Raw genomic sequence first — 20,864 nt, 5'->3', positions numbered from 1 at the left:
AAGCCACATTAACGCCGGGGATTTCTCATAGGTTTAGTGTGAAACTTCTTTTGCAAAAGGCTGAAAATCCCCCTTACTGGGCTGCTACAACAATATTCCAAGCTGTTTTACATTTTATCTATCACTTTTTAAGGTAGTCACTCACTTTATTCTTTTGTCATTAATGATAACTTTAGCAACCAAGAACCACTACCCAACAGAAATGAGAATGACCATGAACACCAAAGAGCGCATTTTTCACAGCGTATTATTTGAAGCGATTGCTTTAGCATTTGTTATCGGCGCCGCAACTTTATTTACTGATGCGGGCCCAAAGTCTGCTACAGGCTTAGCGGTAGGCTTATCGCTAATTGCAATGAGTTGGAATTATGCATACAACTTAGGCTTTGACCATATATTTGGTCATAACCGTATTAAACGCACCCTTAAAATGCGCTTAGGTCATGGTCTAGGTTTTGAGTTTGGTCTTATTTTTGCCACACAGCCCTTTATGATGTGGGTGTTGCAGTTAGATTTCTGGACGGTGTTTATGATGAACATTGGCGTGGTGGTATTCTTCTTGATATACGCGATTATATACAATTGGTGCTATGACCAACTTCGAGCGCGTATTGTCTCCGCTCGCGCTGCAGCCAATAATGCTGCCGTCAGTTAAGCTAGCCCAGCTTTAGGTATATGAAACGATACTTAGGTTAATCCCAAGTTCGTCAAATAAAGCAATGATACTAGAGTGACAGTCTATATCGGCGTTAGGTGCTAGGAGTTAAGAATTAAGAATTAAGAGATAGAATCTAGAGTCAAGAGCGACAGAGTTCGCTCTTAACCTCATGCTGAAAGATGCACTGAATAGGCTTAACAGTCCGTTTTGATTAATGTTCCCGCAGTGTTAATAGCGCCTGTTACGCCATCTAAAATGACGATATAGGCATCTAACTCGACACATGCGATGAAGAATAAACTTTATTGTTATTGAACCTCAGTCAGTGGCATTTCTAGCGCCCCACCATTGCCTGCTTTAACCACCTTATAAACACCAAGGGTACATATTGGCAGCACATAAACACATGCAAATCCGTAAGACATCAAGCTGTAACCTTTACCTATGAGATCGACAATGCCTATGGTGCCAAGCAATGCAGCCAATGACACTGTACCGAAGGCGATGAGCGCTCTTAACCAAGGCTTTGCATTAGCCTCATCACTGGTGGCAGGGATACGTTCAATAACACTTTGCACTAAGCCGACACCGGTTTCGATAAGCGTGCCAAACAAAGCGATGATAAATAGCATTAACAGCCAATCGGGGGCAAATTGCTGGATCATCCAATAATTGGGCAGCGGTTTATCTAATACATCAGGATAGCCAACGCTGTAACTTAAGTGGAACAGCAACGCCGGGATCATAATAGCAACTGCGGCAATCGCAGCTGACACGAAAGCCTGCTGCCGAGTTACAATATCGCGGGTAGAAAATAATAACCCTGGGGCAATCGCCAAGTTATACATCGCATACAATGCGCCGCCAAACCACCAGCTTGGCTCAATATCCGTTAGCGCAGTAGCGGCTAATAAATCCGTATCAGATTGGCCAACCACAATGACGAAATAAGTAATAAATACCCCGTACATCAGCACTGACCACAAGGCTAACGCCTTCTCAACCACCAGTCGCCCAAAAAGCACAAACAAAGCCACCAATATTGGCATTAAAATTAGCCCTATTGTGGCAGGCACATCAAAGCGCTCTTGCAAAGTGTTACCCGCAGCGGCGCTCACCACCCCCAGCACTAACAAAAACAGTAAGATGTATAAGATTTCAAATACAACCCAAAAAGGCCCAATTAATTTCTTAAAGAAATGGCGATAATCATAAACCTTAAACACCCGTGCAAATTCAAAGGTTATTCCTAATACTATTGCAAAAATTACCGTTGCCGTGCATATGGCTAATACGCCTCCCATTTGGCCGTATTGGGTAAAAAACTCGATAACCTCTCTGCCCGTCCCATAACCACCACCAATAAGCACTGACAGAAATACCGCTGCGGGGATAAAATAAATCTGTATTACCTTAATCATGTTTGAGTCCATTATTATTTTATGAGTCAGTTGCAGCTGACTTTCTCCGTCTTAAGTTCAACTTTGTTATCGAGTTCTCGTTAGCACAAGAACTGCTAAGCTAAATTTTTATTATTTTTTAATCACATATTTTAAGGTAAACGTCATTTAACCTTTATGCAACAACTAGCGTTATTGATAAAAAGCTTAATCTGCGAGACAGTCTGTAACCCTCCCTTGAACTCAATAATTTTGAAGCTAGTCTGCTAAAACGATGGCATGTGGAGTATGGCGTAAGGTGTGTGGGTTAAGGTTTATGGAGTAAAGATTGAGGAATAAGTTTGTTCAGCCCGAAATACGAAAGCGATTGTATGAAAAGAATACCTCAGAAAACGCTATCGTCCTGCTTGTTATAAGTTTGCGGTCATAGCGCTAAATTAACCGCAAACTTGATTACGGCCGTTATTTTTAGCTTGATACAAAAGTTCATCAGCTTCATTAATGAGTGCGCGTAAGCTTTGCTTCGTATAACAACTCACCCCACAGCTAATGCTAAGATGAACAAGTTGCGAGTCGAGTTTAATTGGCGTTGAAGCAACAGCCTCACGAATATCGTTAGCAATGACGAGCATGTCATGTTTAAAATCGTGCTCATCATTAGAGCGGCTAGCAACAGTATCGCTAAGAGGCGCTTTGATTAACATAAGAAACTCTTCACCGCCCCATCGAATTACTGTGGTTTCAGGCGAATTTGATTGCTTAATAATGGCAGCGATATGTTGCAAGGCCAGATCTCCAACGCCATGACCGAATTGATCATTTACACGTTTAAAGTGGTCAACATCCAGCATGATCACCCCAAACTCAATTTCGCCATTTACCGCTAATACCATGTTTTCTACCGCGATAGCCGCGCCTTCACGGCGATTATAAAAGCCTGTTAAGTAATCAAAAGTGGCATGTTGAGTCAATTTGGCTTCTAAGGCTTTTTGTTCGGTTACATCGAATATTACTCCGATTAAACCAGCCACATTACCTTCCGCATCAAAAAAGCTGGTTTTGTGAAATTTTACAAACACAATATCTCCGCTATTGGTGCGAATTTCTTTTTCATAAATTTGCACCCCAGGATTATCAAACAAGGCTTGATCCGCTTGTTGGTAACTATCCGCCAAGGCTTTATCAAACAATTGATATACGCTAAACCCCACCAGTTGTTGTCTCGATATTTTTATGAAGTCTTCAAAAGCCCGATTACAGCCCAAATAAACCCCATTCACATCTTTGTAAAAAATCGGCACCGGAAGCGTATCAATCGTAAACTGCAAAAGAGGGTTATCCGCGCTAAAAAACACCAATAAATCGTGTGGAGCTAAGGGGTTTGTTAAGGCCATATCTACTCACTAGTAAAAAATCATGCTCTTTGAGTATAGACATGTTAGCTAACACTTTCCTCAAGCCTGCAATTAATGGCAATTTAGCAGTCCGTTAAAAACTAAAATGTTTAGGGCTTATTTATGGGCAACTATTAGAGGGGATGTCAGGGGACAAAATGAATGATTAGAGTGTCACTGGATAATTAAAATATAATCATTAACAACAAAACTCAGGGGGATCTGACTGTGACTCCCCTGATCGCTTAGCAATGTTCAACTCGCATATTTAAAAGTGGTACTTTACCAATAAGCTAGTCACATTTTGATTGGTATTAAAGCCCGAGCTGCTCTTAATACCGTACTTGTTTTTCCAATAGTCATATTCAATACCCACATAAAGTGCACTATCTCGCATACCGACTTGCTTACCTAAATCATATTTAAGTTGTGGATTGAAATGAAAGTTCTTTTCATAACTGCCATCAGAATCAACTACCCAATCAATAAAACCATCAAATACGATATTTGAATCGCCTACAGGCCAGGTGACTTTCCAGGCAGGGGTGATTTGCCAAGTATCACCATCGCGGCCATCGGGGAAGCGGCGATACATATTAAGCTGAAAAAAATCAAAACCAGGAATGGCTAAATCAATACCTGCACCAATTAAAAATGATTCAACATCGCCTTCGCCAAACTCAACGGTGGTTGCTAGCAGTACATCTTTAACAACCCCCATTTCAACCGGTTCACCAAGCATTTTACTGAAGCTAAAGCGCGGGCTAAATTCACCATAATAGGCGCTTTTACCGTTTAAAAAGTCTTCTTCACCATTGTATTTAGTGAAATCGACAAACATAAATAAATCGCCAACACTCCAACCGCTAACATGTTCAAAAGTCAGTGTTTGTTGAATTTCAGGATTAACCTTAAAGTCGTCACCATATAGGTAAGTTAAACTATTGTCTTGCCACTGAACCACGTCATTGGCAGCAGCAAATGGTGCGTAACTCGCTAACAAGGCTATAAGCAGGCGTTTCATATTACATCCTTTTAAATAAGTTTAATTGATATAAGCCATTAAGCGATTGGCCTTGAATGATTTAAGCATTAGTGCAATAGGTTTCTCATAAGGTAACAGCGTATTATGATCCTTGCTGTGATAACAATTTTATCGCTTTCGAGTCGATATCAGAGTGTCTATCACAAGCGACATCAATAGTAATGCAATAACAACGGTGGAGATTATGCCAGTAACCTTTTAGATCCTTAAGTGTTACATTGCCAAATTGCTTGATAAGTGAATTCTGAATCAAGGACGTTTAAACTTGCTGCATTCACTGAAAAGGAATTAGATTTTGTCGGCCAATAAATCTTACCAAGATTAAAACAGCTATCCCCATAAGTGACTCAATATAAAATGACGATTGCGCGGGCGAAAGTTCTGTCACAGCGACTGAACACAGAGAAATGATCATTTAATGCTTCTATAGTTTGTCTAATACAAGTCAGCTATATTTATACTTCTAACTCATTTACCTCACATCATTTGCACCACTCATTCTGCCCCGACATTCCAATAAGGTCATTCAATGGAAAAGCTAAAAGCATTATTAAGTACCGTGTGGCGAGTAATTAAAAGCCTAGTGTTCATTACAGTTTAGGCTTCTTAGTTATCGGCGGCTTTATAGCGGGAGTCATATTTGGGGGGCGTTTAATACTGCATTGGAAATGTCGAGCACTGAAGAATTCTGTAGTAGTTGTCATCAAAATGTTTACGAAGAAATGAAACCTACCATTCATTTCACTAATCGCAGTGGCGTAAGAGCGACTTGTCATGATTGTCATGTGCCCCATAAATGGACCGATAAAATTGCACGAAAAATGCAAGCGTCTAAAGAAATATGGGCAGACTTAGTCGGCACCATTGATACCCCTGAAAAATTTGAAGCAAAACGTCGTGAGCTTGCTGGACATGAATGGCGTCGATTAAAAGCCAATAACTCACTTGAATGTCGAAATTGTCATGAATACGATTATATGGACTTCACTCGCCAATCAGATAGGGCAGCTAATATGCACTCAAAGTATTTAGAGAGCGGCGAACAAACCTGTATTGATTGCCACAAAGGTATTGCCCATCAACTACCAGATATGGAAGGCGTAGAAGGCTGGTAACTTTATCCTCCAAAGACGGTTATATATTGCGATAAGATGAACATGTATGACCACCGTATACCAAAGGTATATCACCAAACACACTGGAATATAGGTAATCATTGCCGTTAATCATATAGAACAGCGCAAATTAAACACGACGCCACTATCTCGACAAGTAGATAAACAGTAAACCCACTTTAGGGGGGCTAACTCAGTTTCATTTCGGCAATACTGGGTCGAGAAAGTCTGGTTAATATCCGATAAAGATAGATAACCACAACACATAAAACCGCCCCTATCATAAATAGCCACGGGCCTCCGAGTAGGTCAAGAATGATCCCTCCTCCTAACGGCGCCATGGCAAAACCAATTTCACTAAATGAAGCTGCGCCAAAGTAGGCACCTCGAAGGTGTTGCGGCGCTAATCGATCAATATGCACATTCATGGTCGGAAATAAAATCGTCTCAGCAAGACTCATCACCACCACGGCCCCTATCCAGCCCCAAAATAGGTCTACTGGATTTAAAGCTAGCCAAACTTGGGAGCACATTAATAGAATTAACCCAAATTGAATTCGCTGAATTAAACTATATTTAGCCATCAGTTTTAATAAGATAAACTGCGTAGAAATGATCACTAATGCATTGGTAAAAATCATACTCGATATCAAAGCCAATAAATCAGGTGCCCCTGCGCGAGTTAAGTATTGAATCAACGAGCTGTCCATTTGCGAGTAGATGAACATGCATAAAGTATTGGCCAATATTAGACATTGAAACAATTTATCTTGTTTTAAAATGGCAAAAACTTGCTGGCGAGTCTCTTTTGCAACAGGCTTTGTTACACCCGAATGAGCCTCTTTATCAGCGGTATTTATAGCGGAATCAATATTTGATTGATGACTAAAACCCCAATAAAGCATTATCAGTAACACCACAAAGGCACCGGCTGTTATATAAAAACTCGATTGCTTACCCGTTAGTCCTAACCAAATGCCAAGCATAGGCCCAACAGCGCAGCCGACATTGACGATGAAATACAATGATTGCATCGCCAATTCCCGTGTTTGCTTATCATGGATTATGTCACCGATAACGGCAGAGGTGAGCGGTCGCCATATCGAGGTCGCGATTGAACATAAGGTCATCACCACCACATAACCATTAACGCTGTCGACTTGTGCTAGCAATGAAAATGAAATGATATAAAGCACACCAGTCATGTACATCAGTTTGTGCCGACCAATACGATCTGACAATGCACTACCGATAAAACTGGTGAATACAGACACCAATGCAGCACTGGATAAAATCAATCCCACTTCTGTGGCACTTAACGCAAACCTGTCATATAAAATGACCGCGAGAAACGGCCACACCATATAATAGCTGCCACGAGTAATAAACGAGCCAAACAACAATATCCACATGAGTAATGGAAACTGCTTAACACGGGCTATAGAAACATCGCTTTGCATTGTAAAACCTTTAAAGGAAAGCCTAAAAGAAGTGATCTTGACCAAATCTAAAGAGTTGGCGCCTTTAAAGCAACAATTGCGTAACAAGATGCGCTGGTTATTACGAATACAGCCGTGTTTGCATAGCGGACTCTAAAATGGTCAAGCATATTAAAAATAATAAAGAGCAATTCTATTAAATTAAGCTGAACGCCTAGGGGCATGATGAAAATAGCTTAAAAACTTAAGCTTATTTATCCCTTCCATCGACAGTTTATAATGACCAATAATTGACACTAATGGGGGATATTGTTAATTTACTTGTCAGTGACGAAGTGAGGCTTTAATTGCATAGTTTTAAATGCTTAAACCTTATTTTGCTTAATGGATTATAAACACACAAGGGAATGCCCAATGAAAAAAATACTGCTATGTGCATGTATATTAGCTATGACTGCCTGTAAAACTACTGATATCCGTAATATTGCTGACTCAGTTTCAGACATTGCCGGAGCGGCACAAGGTAACTCAACGAGTGTACCAACTAACCAAGCTTATTCGCACCCGACTCAGCAATACGCAAAAACAAGTCAAACATTCCGTATAACCAAACCGACAAAAATGAACCCTGAAATTGGTCAAATTCGTCCATTACGCACAGAAAAAAACCCTCAAGGCATGACCAAGGTTCGATTCGAAGCCTATCACCTTGATAGTGGCGCGCCGATGCAGAGCAATCAATACCTTTATCAGGTTTCAGCCGAAGGGTGGTTAAGTGAAGAACCATTCGTGAACTTTAATTCAAAATTAGTCACCATCAATAGTGGTAATTACTATATCAAGGCACAGGCCGATACCGGTAAATTTTATGCTTCTGGAATGGTGACTTTAGAGCGCGGCGTAACCAATATTGTTAGTTTTGATCTTCAATAAGTAAATTTAAAAATTGGCGGGTATTAAGTCCTTTCAAATTAGGCCTTATTTTATCAATCAACAATTTTGCCAAAACTTGAGCTTGTAACAATAAATGACTTACAAGCTTAGAAAAATCATTTAAGGGCTAATACCTTTTCAGCCCTTACATGATTCAATTCATTAAACCACTTTAATTTCAGCAATCATTGCTACATGCTTCCCACAATTGCGCCGACATTCATTAGCAAAAAAGTGCAAAAATCAAGCTTTCAGCACTAATGCCACTTGGCTAAACTCAATCCCCTGCCAACCATTAAGCATAAATTGTCGAATATTTTGATGATCTTTTCCCTCAGGCATGGCTAATACATCAGCATAGAATTGGCCAAACAAGCGCAGCGTTTGAGGCTGGGTTAAATGGTGAATTTGCGCAAACGAAAACACCTTACAAGAACCTGAGTTTTCGCCAGCGTCATTAGCTTGTTTACCATTAGTAAAAGCGCTTGGAGTGAAATCATAGTGAGCATCGATGATTGCCATCGTGTCTTCAAAGCGAACGGGTTCAGCAGTTGTTTGAGACAGTGTTTCGATAAAGCTAACAACATCAGCTTGAGTATTTGTCAGTTCAGTCATGTTAAATCCTGTATTGCTGTCATAAACAGTGTGAAAAATCCTATAAACATCATATAAAAAGATTAACCAATCGTCCTTATAAAATGTGTAACTTACTCATCCAGCAGCAAATGACCCACTTTCACCCAAATAAGCGTATCTTGTTCAACATAAGGATTATGCTGACTTAAATGTGGACTGCGGATCCAAGTGCCTGCAGGATAACGACCTAATTCATCAATAAACTCACCGCTAATAACGTAAATTTCTTCACCACCAAAATGACGATGAGGCTGAAATTGGCAACCTGCAGGCCAAAAAACTAAGGCTGTCGATTCGGTAAGATGTTGATGCAGCGGCATCACCTTTAAATCACCTTGCCCAGCAGACCATGGTGTATTGTTAGTATCGATACGAATTTGAGCGCTATCGGAGGCTTGAAATTGATGTAGCTTTACCAGTAACTCGCAGCCTTGTTCACTAAATGGCGCATGACTAAAGCCTTCAGGGTTACGAATATAACTGCCAGCGGGATAATCGCCGCTTTCATCTGAAAATATCCCACTGAGTACCAGTATTTCTTCACCTAAAGGATGCGGATGCGATGAAAAACTTGCTCCAGCGTCATACTTCACCACACTGGTCGCATGACCACGTTCAGCTTCTTCTCTGGCCAATCTTTTACGCCATACCCCTTGAGCTGGGCTTTTATCCCATTGAAGCTTATTGGTATCAATAACAACCCGCTGACTAAAGTCCATGTTAAGCATAGTGATTTCCTGCTGAATTTATATATCAGTGTAATAGGACTTAAACGAAATAAATAGCTAACAAATCATTAGCTGATAAATGAATAGCAGGGAAATAAAAAACCTGCACTATCGCTAGTGCAGGCTTTGAGGGAGTTTCAGATAATTTCCAGCTAAGTGATAAAGTTAAGCTGAAGTGTTATCGCGACTTCAATACTGTTTAAACGCCGCTATTATTAAAAGGCATTATTATTTAAACGGCACTATTATTTAAACGGCATTATTATTTAAACGGCACTGGACGCGGTGTATTCGCATTTGAAGGCGGTAAAATCGGCAACATAATTTGTGGCTGCTCACCGGTTAAACTGTTCAAAAACTCAACCATTTGTGCAGTTTCTTTAGCTGACATTTTTTGCCCTAGTTGAATGTCGGCCATGGTATTAACCGCTTCATCTAGGTTCCATACGCTACCATCATGGAAGTATGGGTAGGTAAGATCAATGTTACGTAAGGTTGGTACTTTAAAGACGAACTTATCAGCTTCTTTACCGGTAACCCCTTTACGCCCTTCCGCTGGATTGTCTGTGTGGAATGGTTTAATTAAGCCCATTTTCATGTACATAGTGCCGCCAACCGCTGGGCCGTTATGACACGCGACACACCCTTTGTCTTTAAATAACTGATAACCCGTTTGTGCATCTGCAGAGATGGCTTTTTTATCGCCTTCTAAATATTTATCAAATGGGCTATTTGGCGTCACTAAGGTTTTTTCGAATGTCGCTATGGCATCTGTAATACGGTCGATGTTGACTTCATTTGAACCATAAATGTCATTAAAACGCGCAACATATGCAGGCATTGAAGCGATAGTATCTACTGCTAAATCATGGGTATAACCCATTTCTTTTGGATTATCGATAGGACCTGCAGCTTGCTCTTTTAAGGTTGCAGCGCGGCCATCCCAAAATTGCGCCAGCATATAATCAGCGTTTAAGACTGTAGGCGAGTTTATTGGACCTTGTTGCCACTCATGACCAATTGAGGTCGGCAGTGCATCCACACCACCAAGGGACAAGTTATGACATGAGTTACATGAGATAAAACCAGACATTGATAGACGTGGCTCAAAGAAAAGCATTTTACCTAGCTCAACTTTTTCAGGCTCGGTGATCACCGCAGGCTTAATGACTTCAATGGGCTCACTGGCCTGAGAAGTTGAAATAGAAAAAATCGAAGCTAGCATTACAGCAACGGTGGTCAGCTTAGTCATAATAAATAACCTTGTTCATAGTATGGTTTAATGGCAAGCATCTTAATTGTTCTATATCTTAGGTTAAAACGGTAAAATCCGATTAAGTCCATCGCAATCGCAAATTCTATTTATGCGGCTTAAGTCACTGTTTATTTTTAAAAATAAGATAGGTTAACGAACCATTCGATTAAATTAAACCTGCACACCACCAATAGCGATTAAGATTGCTGTAGATCACATCCTTTTGTATCAAACACTGCGCCAATATTGATACAAATGACTTTTTACAGGTGTAATATCGCGATAAAAAATGCAGCTTATTCTTGCCTATTAAGCTCCATCACTCCTTAAAGCTGATTTTCTCGCCCATATGGCTTAGCTATATTATTTACCGAAGTTAAGTATATAGGGATTTACTGACGCATATGGCAATACACTTATAACTCTTGAGTGTAACGATTCGTGTAACTGCCAGTTAATAAATCAGCCAACAACGTACCTGCTATGGCTTAGCATTTGTTATACTTAACCAAATTTATTACTTACCATTGGTAGATTGCCACCTCAGGATGTTGATATGACCCAAGACGAAATGAAAAAAGCCGCTGGATGGGCTGCACTTAAATATGTTGAAGAAGGTTCAATTGTTGGTGTTGGAACAGGTTCAACGGTTAATCACTTTATTGATGCGTTAGCGACAATGAAAGATGACATTGAAGGCGCCGTATCAAGCTCTGAAGCCTCAACCCAAAAACTAAAAAGTTTAGGCATTGAAGTATTTGATCTCAATAGTGTCTCAGATCTATCTGTGTACGTTGATGGCGCTGATGAAATCAATGACCATATGGACATGATTAAAGGCGGCGGCGCGGCATTAACCCGTGAAAAAATTGTCGCGGCTGTGGCTAAAAAGTTTGTTTGTATTGTTGATAATACCAAGCAAGTTGAGATTTTAGGTGAGTTTCCACTGCCTATTGAAGTGATCCCAATGGCGCGCTCTTACGTTGCTCGTGAATTAGTAAAATTAGGTGGCGATCCGGTTTACCGTGAAGGTGTCGTCACTGACAATGGTAATGTAATTTTGGATATGTACAACTACCGCATTCTTGATCCTAAAACCTTAGAAAAGCAATTAAATGATATTGTTGGTGTGGTCACTAATGGTTTATTTGCTAACCGCGGTGCTGATGTATTGCTGGTTGGCAGCCCAGATGGCGTTAACACGATTGTCGCCAAATAGTCCTAAAGGCTAGTTGCTTAAGTCCGGTAATTAAAGTTAATCGCACTGATAAAATGCTCAATTCACCATTGGGCATTTTTGTTTTTATAACCATAAAGCCCTTAAAGTTGTGCCAAGCCCCTATCCTACTTGCTTCCACTTAAAATTTTCACTTTAACCTTTCACACCTAAGCTTACTCAAGCAGATGCTTTTCAGCATTTTGACTCCCCATGGTAATCAAAAAAATATTTTATTTAATCAAGTAAACCTTTTAGCAACTTGCTAATGTCTAATCTAGTAACTCACATCACATTGGAATAATTGGTGAACTTAACCTCAAGCAATATCACAGACATTGATAATCAACTCAGCAGTAATACTCGCGCTGCTGAAGCTGGTGAAATCAATAATGCCTGCTTAGATGACGCTTTAGTGGCGAAAGCTAAGGGCGGCGATAAAGCAGCGTTTAAGCTACTTTATCAGCGCCATCAAGGCCGTGTGTATGCAATTTGTTTGCGTTTAAGTGGTAGCGCTGATCATGCCGATGAAATTTGCCAAGACTGCTTTGTCAGATTATGGCAAAAGCTAAATCAGTTTAATGGCGATAGTCAGTTTACGACTTGGTTATATAAGCTGTGTGTCCACCAAGCTATTAACAGCATGAAAGCAAAGCAAAGCTTTTGGCATCGATTTTTACCAGAATCGAGCTTGAGTGAGCATCATCAAAGTCTCAGCGAAAATCATCAAACGCAAAACGGCCATCAAGAGTATCACCGCCTTGATAAATTAATTATGCAACTGCCACAACGCACCCGCGTGGTGTTTGTACTGTGCGCAATTGAAGGTTATCAACATGATGAAGTTGCGCAGATTTTGGATATTGCCGTTGGCACCAGTAAAGCCCAATACCACAGAGCAAAGCAGATGCTACAGGAGATGTTGGCATGAAAAATAGCAATCAGCAGCAACAATTAACAAGGCTTATTGATAGCTTGCCAAAAGAGATCTCACCAAACAAAGATCTATGGCAAGACATTGAGGCGAAAATAAGCGCCCCAACAAATTCTTCAGTGCCAGCAAAGCAAACTGATGCTGCAACTCAGTACCGCAGCGCTAACTCGCAATACTGGCGACATCTTGCCGTTGCCGCCAGTATTAGTTTTGTATTGGTATTAGGCTGGCTATTAACAAGCCCTACAGCACAAAAGCCAAGCCTTGAGCCTATCACCGTCACAAATGCCCTTAGCAATCAGTCTACTGAAGATTTAATTGCCTTGGTTGATCAAATAGCCCTGACCCATCAACAGCAAATTAATGGCTTTGATGACAACAAATATACTGTTGGCATGCAGCTTGATGACCTTACTAATCCATTCAATAAGGGTTATAGCGAATTGCAGCTTGCATCAAAAGAGATCCAAAAAGCCCTTAAAAGCGATCCCAATAACAAGCAAGTGTGGGATTTATGGTTATGGGTAATGAAGCGCGAAATACAGCTGTTACAACAGCAACAACGCACCCCAATTAACACGACTCCATCGACTCAAGGAAATTCCATATGAACAATCAAACTAGTCAGTTTATCAGCCGACTTATCATTGGCGGCAGCCTGCTATTCACAACAACACTCATGACATCAACAATGGCCTTTGCAGCACAATCCGTTGAACAAGAAATGACGGTTAATGCGAAACCACAAATTGAGCTAAAAGTGCAGCGCGGCAAAGTAGAGATCATCGGCTGGGACAAAGACCTCATCACAGTATCCGGTCAGTTAGATGAATTGTCTGAAGGGTTTATCTTTGAGCAAAAAGGCAATCAAATCACTATTGAAGATAAGCTACCCAACAGCTATCGGGGTCATGATGAAGATGGCTCAAATTTAGTCATCAAATTACCCATAAAGCTAATGCTTGAAGCTGAAGGGGTTTCAGCAGATTACAAGATTGAAAATCTGTCAGGCGAAATAGACTTGGCATTAGTCAGTGGTAACTTAAAAGCTAACCACATGGATGGCGACATAAAACTACAAACAGTGTCAGGCAATATTGAGTCAGACAAGCTCAATGGCAAGCTTGAATTAGAAACCGTTTCTGGCGATATCAAGGATAAAAGCTCTGCAGGCAAAGCTCAGTATCGCCTCGTCAGTGGCGAGTTAGAGTCTAAAGATAACCAAGTCACTAAGCTTAGTATCGATCAAGTATCAGGTGATATTGAAGGCAACTTTAGCGCGGTAGAAAAAATCAAAATTGTCAGTGTCAGTGGCGATATCGACATCAGTTTAAGCGCCAAAGTCACTAAGGCATCATTTGATACGGTTAGCGGTGATGTTGAAGTCAAATTCACTCAAATGCCTAACCTGACATTTGAAATTGATGGTGGCCCAGGTGGCGATATTAATAACGAATTAACCGATGATAAACCGCTAAAAACTAAGTATTCAGCAAGAGAAAGCATCCAATTTACAACCGGCGATGCCACAGGTAAATTTAGCGTTAATACCATAAGCGGCAATATCGAATTGAAGTAGCGTTTTTATCTTCATGCTGCAGTTACAGGCGCTAGCATGGGGATCTTAAGTCTGATATTACTCGGCACATTAGGCGCTAAACGTCGCCGTAAACTACACTAGGATAGCATTCCAAACTAGTGCTTGGGCCTTCTACAAAGAAGGCCCTTTTTTTTCATTTAACGCCAGCTCACAACCTAACCCGAATAGCAGCTATAAACCCGTCGAGATTGTGACAATTCACTCGTATAACATAGTCATTCGTTTTACATAATCACTCGTATTACATTGTCACTCGTAGCGCTAATAATTCTGACAACCTTGTATAATCTAAAATAATCATCTTGCCTCTGACTAAATCAATATAGCCATCTTCAGCCAACTTATTGAGTACTTCATTGACTCGAGGGCGACTTACATTGGCAATTTCACTCAGTTGCTGCTGGGTGATTTTTAGTTCAATAACGAGCAAATCAATCATGCGTTTAGCACGTACTAATTCTAATAAAAAATGAATGATACGTTCTTCAATACCATAAAATGACAAGTGCATACCTTGAACCAGTTTAGGGGTATTACGGCGCATAATGCTATAAATAAACTTATAAATCTCAGGGTTAATGTTAGCTAACTCAGTGAGTTCACATTTAGGGAAAAACAAGCTGTTGATCGGTTCCAGTTCATTGGTATAAAGACTAATTTTAGGGAAAATCTCAACCGCTACAGCCCCAACCCACATTTCTTTACCAAATATAAAACTCGCTAAAGGGCGGTTATCAGCACTGGTGGTGGCAAATGTACCCAGACCATCGATACAGTAAAAATACCCCCGTTCACTGTCATCAGCCAGTAGGTTACTGTATTTCTCAATGCCTTGATCATCGACAGCAATATCCATGATCTCAGCTTTGGTTCTTTCGCTCAATTCACAGGGCCAGTTTATTTGTTTACGTAACGCGAGTGTCATTTATTCTCCAGTCAAACATTTCAGCAAGCGTTAAGCAGACATAACTTGTTTAAAGCTATTAAGCATTGAGCGATCTGTACGTGCTTTTTTTAATTTTCTAATACTTTCTTTTAATGATTGCTCTGCCAAGCGGCCAAATACACCATCATATTCTTTTTCATCAATTTCTTTTTCTGACTCAGCCTCATCTGCAATTTCTTGGGCAACACGGCTTAACTGCATCCACGCATTGGCAATATAAAAACCATGAAACTCCGCCTTGGGCAGTAATTTTTGTGCACTCGCAGGCATTGCTTGCCAGCTTTTAGCAAATAACTCAGCCTTGTCTTCAATTAGCTCATTAAACAAACCTTCATAAGCCTCAAGTAAAGTCTCTGGTAATTTATCCATCGGCAGCACTTTATTAGCGACATTAAAAGAAATCTGCTTTGCTGTTGCTTTATACTCTTCGCTTAGTTGACTCATTAGTTTGTTCTCTATTTCAATGATTAAGTTAGCGCCATGAATTCATGTGATTAACGCAGTTTGAGTAACTAAGTCGCATTAACAGCACTTAAAATGGCACAGGCATAAGGTTTCTATCGCAGAAAATACTGCCATTAAACCTTTAAGCTTTATGTTATTTAGCAACAGACTAGTATAAACGATATTATCAACGCCTTTATAGGTTATAGACATATATATTGGTTGTTTTTGTGAAGCTGCAAATACCTACCCAGTCAATAATGTGATCTTATCCAGTTAGATTAAAAGTGGCCCGTTAAACACATAAAATGAATGCAAACAACTTGACTCATGAATGATGATGCTTTTAACATTTATCGACTCTTTTTAAGGTGTTTTCACTATGGTAAACACAGTTAACGAACTATATTAGCAACAGCTATTTTTAAAAGATGAAATAAACAATTAATCAGATTACCTCACAGTGCATTTAAACAAAAAAACGCGAGTAAATATTAACAAAAGCACAGGCTGAAGTGTTCTTTGTGTGACACATACTTATTTATTTACCCTTTTAAACAGAAGCTTAGCCATAACAGCGCTACTTATTCAGCTTTGATTGAACAAACCAAAATTTCTGTCATAATGTTGTGAAGCCAGTAAGTTAAATTAGCAATCTTTGATATAGATCTTATCTCTTTTTTTATTAACTTTTATGCCTGCTTAACGATTTATGCAGCTTTACGTAATTCGACATACCTAGATAGCTGCACCAGCAATAGTTACCAAGCTGATAACAATAAGTTAGTAAAGTTAAGTAAATTTATTGATACTCACCTGCAGAAAAAAGATATTATTGATCCTAGTGGCTAATTGAACTTTTTATATTGTTATCAAATACTAAATAATAAAATACAAAAATATTAATTCAGGGAAAAGTTGCATGGCCGATATTAAGCAAAGCGGCCAATTTTTAACCTGTAGCCTAACAATAAAAAGCACTGAGCACTGTTTTGCTCAAGTTGATTAGCACTTTTGTAAAAGTTGTGCTTAAAAGGATTGTTGCGAGTTAACAAGCCAGTTTACAGCCTTAGTTAACAAACAAAAACAGCATGAAGGAACTGCGTAAAGCAAGTATAAAAAATTGCATAATAATTATAATTCAACAATTAGCGTTTTTAACGGCCTTTACTGTCACAAGGTGAGTCGTTACATCAATCAGCTGCTGTTATTGTTGGTATTAGTCGGTTTACTGAATAGTGCTTCAGTGACTGCTTTTACTTTTGATAACAAGGCAGCTGATGACTTGTTCCATCAATTAAAAACAGAACAGATCACAGATTTACTTGTCATAGAGCAAACATTACTCAAACTCGAGAACATTATTGCCAGTAACGATATTGAGCGCCAGCAGCTGTTACTTACTGAGCAATGTAAAACCTTTAGCTCCAGTGACAGTGAGCAAAACAACAACTTTATTACCACGACAAACAACATTGAGCAGCAATCTTTTTTTAGTCCACAAATTCCAATTTTGCTGAATTTATGTCGTTCAAAAGCATTCAGATACCTTGACCAACATAGCAGCGCAATTAAACTAAATCAGGCTGCACTTGAACAAGCCTTAGCACTAAATGACAAGCATATCATCGCCAAAGCCCATAATAACATTGCCAAACAAGCACTTTATCAAGGTCAGTTTTCCAAAGCGATTGATAGCTTCACTCAGTCTTTTGAGCTCAATCAACAAATAGGCTTACAGCATGCAGCTAGCTTAGACTTACTGAATTTAGCAGGTATTTACCGGCGCTCAGGCGATAACGAAAAAGCACTTTATTACTACAACAGAATAAAGGGTTACCTTAATAAAACCAAAGACTTAATGTTACTTGCCAATATTGAAAACTCACTCGCTTATATAGAATTAGATCGCGGTGAATATCAGCAAGCACTGGAATACTTTGAAAAAGTCTATCAGGTCATCGAGGGGATCAATGATCCGCTTTACACCGCTAGAGTTGCGATTGATATGTCAGCGCCGCTGATTAAACTTGGCCGATTAGCAGAAGCAGAAAAGTGGCTAAATCAAGCTCGACCTTACATGACCCCCGAGATGTACTCTCACTATGGTTACATGCATAGTTATTATTTAGAGCTGCGCATGTTACAAGGCAACTATGCTAGCGCCTTTGAGCATTTCAATGCAGCAACAGCTAACTTTCAAAAGTATAATATGCAAAAAGGTTTAGCTATTAGTTATCAGTTAGCCAGTCAGTTATTTGCTATCCAAGCTGATTATAAGTCAGCTAACTACTGGCACCATCAGTTCTTAAGCATTCATAAACAACTCGATCAGTTAAGGCTGGACACCTATAATTCCGACATGAGACTCAAGTTTGACTCAGATAACCTAGAAGATAAACAAGCACAGTTAATTGAGTTCCAAGCGCTTAAAGACATTCAGCTTAATGCCGTAAAAACTCAGCAAAAATTACAATACACCGCCCTCGCAATGACATTTATCTTCTTGTTAATATTAGTTATTTTAATTGTTAAGCTGCAAAAAAAGTCACAACAATATCGACAAATAGCATTAAAAGATCCACTCACCAACATCCCTAATCGCTTACATGCCTACGAGGTCATGCAAAAGCTGCTAAAGCAAAAAGTGCAATTTTCTATCTTACTTATCGACGTAGATCACTTTAAGAGTGTCAATGACCGATTCGGCCATGACATCGGTGATATAGCACTACAACTCATTGCTCAAACTTGTCAGCAAAATTGCCGCGAGGAAGATACTGTGGCGCGTATTGGTGGTGAAGAGTTTCTGATCATTATGCCAAAGACAAATATCGAGCAATCGATGATTTTCGCTGAGCGAATTAATCATAAAATGAAACTTGTGAACTCACCGCAGTTAAACGATAACTTGATATTTTCAGTCAGTATCGGCATTACAAGCGTGATTGATGAAAGCAGTATTTCTACTATTTTGAAAAAAGCTGATATTGCCCTCTATGAGGCAAAAAATGACGGCAGAGACTGCTATAGGCATTATCAATATCTCCCAAACATCATTAAAGGAGAGCATTGATATATGCACAGCGGCAATCAAAAAAGCCTTTTTCACGGCATTAATAAAAACCAATTTATCCAAATGCTAGTTCGTAAGCCATTGCTCATTATTAGCTTAGGTTTAGCTATGCTCAGTATGAGTTTCTCAAGCTTTGCCAAAATAGAAAACCCTGAGTTTGATACACTCTTTAACGCCGCCGATCAAACCGATATTAACGATCCTAGTTTTCCGAAAATGGTTAAAGACCTTGAAAGCTTGCTCGATGTAGAAGATATCGAACGCACTTACTTGTTACTGCCTAAACAGTGTCTTAGTCATAATGTTTTCCATGCCGATGAAAATAAATTAGCCGATCAGTTCATTATTGATACCTTAAAAACTTATCCAGCAATGCCAGCAAGCACTCGAATAGAGTTAAAGCTCTGTGAAGCAACTATCATGCGTTACCGCGGCGATACCTCAGCGGCAAATGCCCTTATTCGTGAAAGTTTGTTAGCAGCAGAAGGGATTAACAATCGCCGCTTAATGGCTGATGCCTATTCACAGCTTGGTCAAATCGCCTCCTATACCGCTGATTTCGCGATGGCGCTTAAAAACTTATTATTGGCTCATGAGCTGTATAAAGAGTTTGATTTACCCACTAGACAGCACCTCAGCCTACTAGATTTAGCAGTCACTTATCGCCGTATGGGCGAAACGGACACCGCCCTAAAATATTATCTCCAGCTTGAGCAAGCCTTTACCAAGAGCAACCAGCTTGATTTAGCCATGATGGTAAAAATGGACATGGCCTATGCCTATGAAGATTTACGCCAATACCAAAAAGCTGCCGACCACTATTTAACCGTATTGGACTATTTTCAGACTATCTATACCGACCCTACATACCCTGCACGGGTCGCTGTAGATATGTCTTACCCACTTATTGAACTAGGCAAATATCAACTCGCCCTTGATTATCTCAAGGAATATGAAGATGTCATCGGCCCTAATGTAGATACTCATTATAGTTTTATGCAATTGTTCTTTGCCCAAGCTAAACATGGGTTAGGGCTCGAAGAGCAAGCAATACCTTACTTAGACAAGGCCACCGCAGGGTTTGAGCGCAATCACAATAAGCGCGGCCATGAAATGCTACTCAAATCAAAAATAGAGATATATGAATCCTTACAAGATTGGCAGCAAGCCTATGACGCACAAATTAGCCTGTATGAGATACATCAGCTAATTGATAAGGCGATGGAAAATCAAAGCAGCACTGAAATGCTAGTCAAGTTTGATAGTGAAAAAATTGAAGCTGAAAATGCTAAATTGATCGCATTCCAATTACTGAAAGAGCAACAGTTAGTCACCCAACAAGACAATAAAAGATTACAAATTATTGCACTAATACTGGGCGGTGCGTCATTAATATTACTGTTTATATTTACTCTCTACTCAAACAAGAAGTCGAAACAATTTAAACAGTTAGCATTGACCGATTTACTAACCCAGTTGCCAAACCGCCTTGCCTTGTATCAACAGGCAAATCAATTATTTAATAATGCCTTAATCAATCAGCAAACTTTGGCTATTGTGTCTTTTGATGTCGATCATTTTAAGCAAGTAAATGACACCTATGGTCATGACGCTGGTGATACTGTCCTTAAAACATTAGCAGAGATCTGTACTAGCAAATTACCAGCAAACGCAGTCATTGGTAGAGTAGGTGGTGAAGAGTTCTTAGTGTTATTACCGCAAATTCGCTCCACTGCTGCGATATCACTAACACAAGCGATCATCGAGGACGTATCAAGTCATGATTTCTCAGCAATTAACCCCGAGCTAAAGGTCACCATCAGTGCTGGGGTGAGCACTTATTATGATGAACAAACATTATCTGAACTGATAAAAAAATCAGACATGGCGCTTTACCAAGCCAAAAGAAATGGCCGAAATCAGCTATCGTACTACCATGATGACTCACAGAGGTTATAATAAAACAGTGGATCACTAACCTAGCGTAAATAGCTGTCATCATGCCTAATTCAAATATACCTCCTAATGCTAATCCAGCGGCTAAT

The 20,864-nt window shown here is 39.7% G+C and carries 17 protein-coding genes and 2 pseudogenes; 10 read left to right on the top strand and 9 right to left on the bottom strand.

Annotation, left to right across the window (positions count from 1 at the left end; translation table 11 throughout):
• Positions 1-214: 214 nt before the first annotated feature.
• Positions 215-655: a PACE efflux transporter gene (locus AB4140_RS01965; protein WP_102440480.1), complete on the top strand. Its 441-nt coding sequence runs from the start codon at positions 215-217 to the stop codon at positions 653-655.
• 311 nt (positions 656-966) lie between these two features.
• On the opposite strand, the gene AB4140_RS01960 is transcribed toward AB4140_RS01965, so the two are convergent.
• The 3 genes from AB4140_RS01960 to AB4140_RS01950 all read right to left on the bottom strand — a co-directional run bounded on the left by AB4140_RS01960 (position 967) and on the right by AB4140_RS01950 (position 4,476).
• Positions 967-2,079, bottom strand: coding sequence for a hypothetical protein (locus tag AB4140_RS01960; protein ID WP_102440479.1), 1,113 nt, complete (start codon positions 2,077-2,079; stop codon positions 967-969).
• Between the two features lie 416 nt (positions 2,080-2,495).
• Positions 2,496-3,452: a diguanylate cyclase gene (locus tag AB4140_RS01955; RefSeq protein WP_371999581.1), complete on the bottom strand. Its 957-nt coding sequence runs from the start codon at positions 3,450-3,452 to the stop codon at positions 2,496-2,498.
• A 268-nt stretch (positions 3,453-3,720) separates the two neighbouring features.
• Entirely contained in the window at positions 3,721-4,476 is a 756-nt protein-coding gene (locus AB4140_RS01950) for an outer membrane protein OmpK (protein WP_102440477.1), read from the bottom strand.
• Between the two features lie 550 nt (positions 4,477-5,026).
• Between AB4140_RS01950 and AB4140_RS01945 the strand changes: the two are divergent.
• Positions 5,027-5,612: pseudogene (locus AB4140_RS01945) on the top strand (NapC/NirT family cytochrome c).
• Positions 5,613-5,800: 188 nt separating this feature from the next.
• Here the strand turns inward: AB4140_RS01945 and AB4140_RS01940 are convergent.
• Positions 5,801-7,072, bottom strand: coding sequence for an MFS transporter (locus AB4140_RS01940; protein WP_371999579.1), 1,272 nt, complete (start codon positions 7,070-7,072; stop codon positions 5,801-5,803).
• 393 nt (positions 7,073-7,465) lie between these two features.
• Here AB4140_RS01940 and AB4140_RS01935 point away from each other — a divergent pair, with 393 nt between their 5' ends.
• Positions 7,466-7,984, top strand: a complete 519-nt coding sequence (locus tag AB4140_RS01935) for a hypothetical protein (RefSeq protein WP_102440473.1) — start codon at positions 7,466-7,468, stop codon at positions 7,982-7,984.
• A 243-nt stretch (positions 7,985-8,227) separates the two neighbouring features.
• Here the strand turns inward: AB4140_RS01935 and AB4140_RS01930 are convergent, their stop codons facing one another.
• The 3 genes from AB4140_RS01930 to AB4140_RS01920 all read right to left on the bottom strand — a co-directional run bounded on the left by AB4140_RS01930 (position 8,228) and on the right by AB4140_RS01920 (position 10,600).
• Positions 8,228-8,599: a HopJ type III effector protein gene (locus AB4140_RS01930; RefSeq protein WP_371999577.1), complete on the bottom strand. Its 372-nt coding sequence runs from the start codon at positions 8,597-8,599 to the stop codon at positions 8,228-8,230.
• A 92-nt stretch (positions 8,600-8,691) separates the two neighbouring features.
• The gene (locus tag AB4140_RS01925) at positions 8,692-9,348 is read right to left on the bottom strand and encodes a cupin domain-containing protein (protein WP_371999575.1); all 657 of its coding nucleotides are present in this window, start codon (positions 9,346-9,348) and stop codon (positions 8,692-8,694) included.
• Positions 9,349-9,610: 262 nt separating this feature from the next.
• A complete protein-coding gene (locus AB4140_RS01920; protein ID WP_371999573.1) occupies positions 9,611-10,600 on the bottom strand; it encodes a cytochrome-c peroxidase in 990 nt (329 codons plus the stop codon).
• Between the two features lie 559 nt (positions 10,601-11,159).
• On the opposite strand from AB4140_RS01920, the gene rpiA reads away from it, so the two are divergent.
• The 5 genes and pseudogenes from rpiA to AB4140_RS01895 form a co-directional block, all read left to right on the top strand.
• A complete protein-coding gene (rpiA, locus tag AB4140_RS01915; RefSeq protein ID WP_102440469.1) occupies positions 11,160-11,822 on the top strand; it encodes a ribose-5-phosphate isomerase RpiA in 663 nt (220 codons plus the stop codon).
• Positions 11,823-12,204: 382 nt separating this feature from the next.
• Positions 12,205-12,750 (top strand): RNA polymerase sigma factor, encoded by a 546-nt coding sequence (locus AB4140_RS01910; RefSeq protein WP_102440488.1) that lies wholly within the window; start codon positions 12,205-12,207, stop codon positions 12,748-12,750.
• The gene (locus AB4140_RS01905; RefSeq protein ID WP_102440468.1) at positions 12,747-13,364 is read left to right on the top strand and encodes an anti-sigma factor; all 618 of its coding nucleotides are present in this window, start codon (positions 12,747-12,749) and stop codon (positions 13,362-13,364) included. Before AB4140_RS01910 ends, AB4140_RS01905 begins: the two co-directional genes overlap by 4 nt.
• Complete coding sequence (locus AB4140_RS01900; RefSeq protein ID WP_241903591.1) at positions 13,361-14,332, top strand: DUF4097 family beta strand repeat-containing protein; 972 nt, start codon at positions 13,361-13,363, stop codon at positions 14,330-14,332. Before AB4140_RS01905 ends, AB4140_RS01900 begins: the two co-directional genes overlap by 4 nt.
• Before the next feature lie 30 nt (positions 14,333-14,362).
• Positions 14,363-14,434, top strand: a pseudogene (locus AB4140_RS01895) (GlyGly-CTERM sorting domain-containing protein); the annotation flags it as partial.
• Between the two features lie 160 nt (positions 14,435-14,594).
• On the opposite strand, the gene AB4140_RS01890 reads toward AB4140_RS01895, so the two are convergent.
• A complete protein-coding gene (locus tag AB4140_RS01890; RefSeq protein ID WP_371999570.1) occupies positions 14,595-15,278 on the bottom strand; it encodes a Crp/Fnr family transcriptional regulator in 684 nt (227 codons plus the stop codon).
• Between the two features lie 30 nt (positions 15,279-15,308).
• Entirely contained in the window at positions 15,309-15,743 is a 435-nt protein-coding gene (locus AB4140_RS01885; RefSeq protein ID WP_102440466.1) for a DUF3069 domain-containing protein, read from the bottom strand.
• 1,180 nt (positions 15,744-16,923) lie between these two features.
• Here AB4140_RS01885 and AB4140_RS01880 point away from each other — a divergent pair.
• Together AB4140_RS01880 and AB4140_RS01875 are read left to right on the top strand one after the other, a co-directional pair.
• Complete coding sequence (locus AB4140_RS01880; protein ID WP_371999568.1) at positions 16,924-18,819, top strand: GGDEF domain-containing protein; 1,896 nt, start codon at positions 16,924-16,926, stop codon at positions 18,817-18,819.
• Between the two features lie 3 nt (positions 18,820-18,822).
• On the top strand, positions 18,823-20,778 hold the full coding sequence (locus AB4140_RS01875) for a diguanylate cyclase (RefSeq protein WP_371999566.1): 1,956 nt from the start codon (positions 18,823-18,825) through the stop codon (positions 20,776-20,778).
• Positions 20,779-20,864 lie beyond the last annotated feature (86 nt).

It is taken from the genome of Shewanella sp. 10N.286.51.B2, from assembly GCF_041469265.1.
In the GTDB taxonomy this organism is placed as follows: Bacteria; Pseudomonadota; Gammaproteobacteria; order Enterobacterales; family Shewanellaceae; genus Shewanella.
This window is presented reverse-complemented; position numbering and strand designations above follow the sequence as displayed.